We start from the raw sequence: 5,459 nt of genomic DNA on the forward strand, positions 1-5,459 counted from the left end.
CGTTGTAGAGCAGCGTGCCCAGCGCCGCCTGCAGCGCCAGGTTGCGCAGCACGGCGCCGGAGGGGATGGCGCCGCCCTCGCGCAGCCGGGCCAGCGGCCACAGCACCGCGCAGGCCAGCAGGCAGCGCAGCAGCACGATCAGCGCGATGGGCAGGGCGCCCGCCAGCAGCTTCGCCACCGCCACGTTGAGGCCGACCAGCGCCATCGAGGAACCCAACTGGAGATAGGCGGTCAGCATGCGGCTCCGGCGCGGCGGTTGGCGCGCGCAGGGTCGCAGGCTTCCGGGGTGGCGCCAAGCGGGGGCGCGCTCAGTCCTCCGCTCAGTCCTCCGCTCAGTCCTCCTGGCGGAAGGGCGAGGCCTCGGCCAGCGCCGCCATCTCCTCCAGCATGGCCGGGCGCTCGGCGTCCAGGAACTCGGCGACGGCGCGGCGCAGCCCGCCATGGCCGATCCAGTGCGCCGAATAGGTGGGCACCGGCAGGTAGCCGCGCTGGATCTTGTGCTGCCCCTGCGCCCCCGCCTCCACCCGCTTCAGCCCGTGCGCGATGGCGAAGTCGATGGCCTGGTAGTAGCAGAGCTCGAAATGCAGGAAGGGCGTCTCCACCGTGGTGCCCCAGTTGCGGCCGTAGAGCGCCTCGCGCCCCATCAGGTTCAGGGCGCCGGCGACGGGGCGGCCCTCCTGCTCGGCCATCATCAGCACCACCCGCTCGCCCAGCCGCTCGGCCAGCAGCGGCCAGAAGCGCGGCGTCAGGTAGGCGCTGCCCCATTTGCGGTCCACCGTGTCCATGTAGAAGCGGTGGAAGGCGGCCCAGTGGCGCGGCGTGATTTCGGCGCCGCGCAGCGTGCGGAAGGTGAGCCCGGCCGATTGCGCGTCCCGCCGCTCGCGCTTCAGCTGCTTGCGCTTGCGGCTGGACAGGGCGCCGAGGAAATCCTCGAAGCTGCCATAGCCCGCATTGCTCCAGTGGAACTGCGTGCCGATGCGCCGCAGCCAGCCGGCCTCGCCCAGCGCGTGCCACTCGGCTTCCGTGCAGAAGGTGACATGGGCGGAGGACAGGCCGAGCTGCTCCGCCGCCTGCGCCAGGGCCTGGGCCAGCGCGCCCGGCGGCAGGCCGGAATCCGGGCGGGCCAGCAGGCGCGGCCCCGGCACCGGGCTGAACGGCACCGCCACCTGGAGCTTCGGGTAGTAGCGCCCGCCCGCGCGCTCGAAGGCATTCGCCCAGGCATGGTCGAACACGTATTCGCCATAGGAGTGGCTCTTGGCGTAGGCCGGGGCCACGGCCAGCAGCCGGCCCTCCGGGTCGCGCAGCGCGGCGTGCTGCGGCAGCCAGCCGGTGCGGGCGGAGGCCGAGCCGCTGTCCTCCAGCACCGACAGGAAGGCATGGCTGACGAAGGGGTTGTCGTCCCCCGCGCAGGCATCCCACTCCGCCGCGGGAATCTCCGCGATGGCGGGATGCAGGCGCAGGGTCAGCTCGGGGGCACCATCGGGCATGGCCCAGCATGTGCGCCGCAACCGGGAACGCGCAAGGCGGGGCGGCGCCCCGCGCCCGCTTCTCTCTCCCGCGCGGGGAAGCCCGGTCCTAGAGCGGGCGGCAGGCCAGGGCGGTGGCGCCGGCCAGGCGCACCATGCGGCGGGCGGCCACCGCGGCCCCCGCGGCGCCGCCGGCCAGCTTGGCGGCATGGCCCTCCACCAGCTGCTCCACGCCGGCCTCGGTGACGATGTCCGCCCCCGCCGCCAGCCCGGCGGAGAGCGCCAGCCGCCGCAGCAGCCGCCCCAGCACGAAGGTGCCGGGGCGCACCCCGTGCAGCACCGCCACCTGGCGCATCAGCCGCAGGCCGAGCCAGCCCATCGCCACCGCGTCCAGCGCGGCCACGCGGGCAGCCAGGGCGGTGCTCTCCTCGCGGGCGCGGCGGGCCACCTCCAGCGCGGCGTCCAGGTCCTCGCGCTTCACCAGCTCGAGCCGCTGCACCATCATCTCCACCTGGGAGCGGGCCATCGCCTCCACCTCGGCGCGCAGCCCCGAGACCATGGAGAAGGCACCGCCGGCCAGGCCGGCGAGATCGTCGAAAAGGCGGCCGCGGCGGCCAGGGCCATTGCCGGCGCCGCTCTCAGAACCCGATTCCATCATCCACTCTCCTTGTTGCGGCGCCTGCGGGCTCCTGGCCCGTGCCGGCGGCTCGCGCCTTTTGGATCGACCGGGGCGGTTGCCGGGGCCGGCGCACGCCGCCTATACCCGGCCCGCCCGGCGGGCGACCATTCCCCCCGCTGGTCCATCGTCGCGGAAGGCTCGCGCATGTATCTGGTCACTGGCGGTGCCGGTTTCATCGGCTCCAACCTCGTCGCGGCACTTTGCGAACGGGGGGCGGAGGTGCTGGTCTGCGACCGGCTGCGCAGCGGCGAGCCGGGCCGGGAGAAATGGCGCAACCTGGCGCACCACCCGATCGCCGGCATCCTGCCGCCCGAGAAGCTGTGGGACTGGCTGGAGGACGCGCCGCGCCCCGAGATGATCTTCCATCTCGGCGCCATCAGCGACACCACGGTGCGCGACGGTGACCTGGTGGCCGAGAACAACCTCTCCCTCACGCTGCGCCTCTTCGCCTGGTGCGCCGAGCACGGGGTGCGGCTGGTCTATGCCTCCTCCGCCGCCACCTATGGCGACGGCGCGCTGGGCTTCGACGACGACGCCTCCCCCGCGGCGCTGGCCGCGCTGCGGCCGCTCAACCTCTATGGCTGGTCGAAGCACGCGACGGACCGGCGCGTGGCCGACCTGCTGGCGCGCGGCCGCGCCGCGCCGCCGCAATGGGCCGGGCTGAAGTTCTTCAACGTCTATGGCCCGAACGAGCACCACAAGGGCCGCATGGCCAGCGTGGTGCTGCACAAGTTCCGCCAGATCATGACCGGCGCCCCCGCCACCCTCTTCAAGTCGGACCGCGAGGGCATCGCCGATGGCGAGCAGCTGCGCGACTTCGTGCATGTGGACGACTGCGTGGAGGTGATGCTCTGGCTGCTGGACAACCCGCAGGCCAGCGGGCTGTTCAACGTCGGCACCGGCACGGCGCGCAGCTTCCTCGACCTGACGCGGGCGGTCTATGCCGCGCTGGACCGGACGCCGGAGATCGCCTTCATCGAGATGCCGGTCGATCTGGTGGGCAAGTACCAGTACTTCACCCAGGCGCGGATGGAGCGGCTGCGCGCGGCCGGCTTCACCGGCGCCGCCACCGGGCTGGAGGACGGGGTGCGGCGCTACGTGCAGGACTTCCTCACCCGCCCCGACCCGTATCGCTGAAGGCGGCGCCCGGATGCTCCTCGCCCTGCCCTTCCCCGCCATCGACCCGGTGCTGATCGAGATAGGCCCGCTGGCGATCCGCTGGTACGCGCTGGCCTACATCGCCGGCATCATCCTGGGCTGGCGGCTGATGCGCCGGCTGGTGGCGCTGCCGCCGGTGGCCGCCTCGGCCGAGCAGGTGGACGATTTCGTCACCTGGGCGGTGCTTGGCGTCATCCTCGGCGGCCGGCTCGGCTACGTGCTGTTCTACCAGACGGACCACTACCTCTCGGCGCCGTGGGAGGCCTTCTACCTCTGGCGCGGCGGCATGTCCTTCCATGGCGGCGCGGCGGGGGTGATCCTGGCGCTGGTGCTGTTCTGCCGCCGCCACGGCCTCTCCATCCGCCGCTTCGGCGACCGGCTGACGGCGGTGGTGCCGATCGGCCTGTTCTTCGGGCGGCTGGCCAACTTCATCAATGGCGAGCTGTGGGGCCGCGTCTCGGACGTGCCCTGGGCCATGGTCTTCCCGCATGGCGGGCCGGAGCCGCGCCACCCCAGCCAGCTCTACCAGGCGGCGATGGAGGGGCTCTGCCTGTTCGTCCTGCTGCAGGTGCTGGTGCGCATCCCCGCCATCCGGGCGCGGCGCGGCTTCACCGCCGGCGCCTTCCTGGCCGGCTACGGCGTGGCGCGCATCATCGGCGAGCTGTTCCGCCAGCCGGACGCGCAGCTCGGCTTCCTGTGGGGCGGCGCCACCATGGGGCAGCTCCTCTCCATCCCGATGGTGCTGGCCGGCCTCGCCCTGATGCTGCTCGCCCCGCGCGACAGGGTGGCCGCGGCGTGAGCGATCCCGCCCCGGAGGCCCCCGAGCGGCTGGACCGCTTCATGGCCCGCGCCGCCGCCGCCTACTATGCGGGGCGCGACCCCTTCGGCGCGCGGGGCGACTTCACCACCGCGCCCGAGATCAGCCAGGCCTTCGGCGAGTGCCTCGGCCTGTGGGCGGCGGTGCTGTGGCAATCGATGGGCCGCCCGGCGCCGGTGCTGCTGGCCGAGGCCGGCCCGGGCCGCGGCACGCTGATGGCCGACGCCCTGCGCGCCATCGGCCAGGTGATGCCGGGCTTCCGCGCCGCGCTGCGGGTGCATCTGGTGGAGCAGAGCCCGGCGCTGCGCGCCGCCCAGGCCCGCGCCCTGGAGGCGCCGCTCGCCGGCGCCGCCGCCACCTGGCACGAGGATTTCTCCACCCTGCCGGACGGCCCGCTGCTGCTGCTCGGCAACGAGTTCCTGGACGCGCTGCCGGTGCGGCAGTTCGTCCGCCGGGGCGCGGGCTGGGCCGAGCGCCATGTCCTGGCCGGCACCTTCACCGAGCGCCCCGCCGGCCCGGTGGCCGGGCTGGAGCTGCCCGATTCGGCGCCGGAGGGCGCGGTGCAGGAGGTCTCCGAGGCGGCACGCGGCCTCGTGGCCGGGCTGGCGGCGCGGCTGGCGGCGCAGGGCGGCGCCGCGCTGTTCCTGGACTACGGCCCCGCCGCCTCCGGGCTGGGCGATTCGCTGCAGGCGCTCAGCGGCCACCGCGCCGCCGATCCGCTGGGCCCACCCGGCAGCGCCGACATCACCGCGCATGTCGATTTCGCCGCCCTCGCCCGCGCCGCCCGCGCCGCCGGCGCGGCGGTGCACGGGCCGGTGCCGCAGGGCCTGTTCCTGCAATCGCTCGGGCTGGTGACGCGGGCGGCCATGCTGGCCCGCGCCGCCCCCGCCTCGGCGGGCCACCAGCTCTCCGCCGCGCAGCGGCTGATCGCCCCGGAAGGCATGGGGCGGTTGTTCAAGGCGCTGGCGATCTGCCACCCTGACCTGACCCCACCGCCGGGCTTCGAGGCCGCATGACCGCCGAATTCCTCTCCACCGACCTCTTCGCCGGCCTGCCGCACGGCTTCTTCACCCGCCGCGGCGGCGTCTCGAAGGGCGGCTTCGCCACGCTGAACTGCTCCCTCTCGGGGCAGGACGACGCGGCGGCGGTGGCCACGAACCGCGCCCGCGCCATGGACGCGCTGGGCCTGCCGGCCGGCGCCCTCTCCGGCGCGCACCAGGTGCATGGCGTGGCCGTGGCCGTGGTCGGCCAGCCCATCCCGAACGAGGCCCGCCCGACGGCGGACGCGCTGGTGACCGACCGCCCCGGCCTGGCGCTCGGCGTCGTCACCGCCGATTGC

Annotated in this window: 6 protein-coding genes and 1 pseudogene; 4 read left to right on the plus strand and 3 right to left on the minus strand. The window is 74.4% G+C overall.

What is annotated here, in order from left to right:
* The 3 genes and pseudogenes from ACZJYS_RS22215 to ACZJYS_RS22225 form a co-directional block, all read right to left on the minus strand.
* Positions 1-238, minus strand: a pseudogene (locus ACZJYS_RS22215) (DMT family transporter); the annotation flags it as partial.
* A gap of 94 nt (positions 239-332) precedes the next feature.
* Positions 333-1,487, minus strand: coding sequence for a GNAT family N-acetyltransferase (locus tag ACZJYS_RS22220; RefSeq protein WP_493180355.1), 1,155 nt, complete (start codon positions 1,485-1,487; stop codon positions 333-335).
* Positions 1,488-1,575: 88 nt separating this feature from the next.
* Positions 1,576-2,121 (minus strand): accessory factor UbiK family protein, encoded by a 546-nt coding sequence (locus ACZJYS_RS22225; RefSeq protein ID WP_493180356.1) that lies wholly within the window; start codon positions 2,119-2,121, stop codon positions 1,576-1,578.
* 168 nt (positions 2,122-2,289) lie between these two features.
* Here ACZJYS_RS22225 and rfaD point away from each other — a divergent pair, with 168 nt between their 5' ends.
* From rfaD to ACZJYS_RS22245, 4 genes are all read left to right on the plus strand, one after another.
* On the plus strand, positions 2,290-3,282 hold the full coding sequence (gene rfaD, locus ACZJYS_RS22230) for an ADP-glyceromanno-heptose 6-epimerase (protein WP_109516531.1): 993 nt from the start codon (positions 2,290-2,292) through the stop codon (positions 3,280-3,282).
* A gap of 13 nt (positions 3,283-3,295) precedes the next feature.
* The gene (gene lgt, locus ACZJYS_RS22235; protein WP_109516530.1) at positions 3,296-4,102 is read left to right on the plus strand and encodes a prolipoprotein diacylglyceryl transferase; all 807 of its coding nucleotides are present in this window, start codon (positions 3,296-3,298) and stop codon (positions 4,100-4,102) included.
* Positions 4,103-4,143: 41 nt separating this feature from the next.
* On the plus strand, positions 4,144-5,136 hold the full coding sequence (locus ACZJYS_RS22240) for a class I SAM-dependent methyltransferase (protein WP_493180358.1): 993 nt from the start codon (positions 4,144-4,146) through the stop codon (positions 5,134-5,136).
* On the plus strand, positions 5,133-5,459 hold a 327-nt coding region (locus tag ACZJYS_RS22245), incomplete at its 3' end, for a laccase domain-containing protein (RefSeq protein ID WP_493180357.1). The genes ACZJYS_RS22240 and ACZJYS_RS22245, both read left to right, overlap by 4 nt.

The sequence above is a fragment of the Roseomonas sp. TS2 genome (assembly GCF_058833935.1).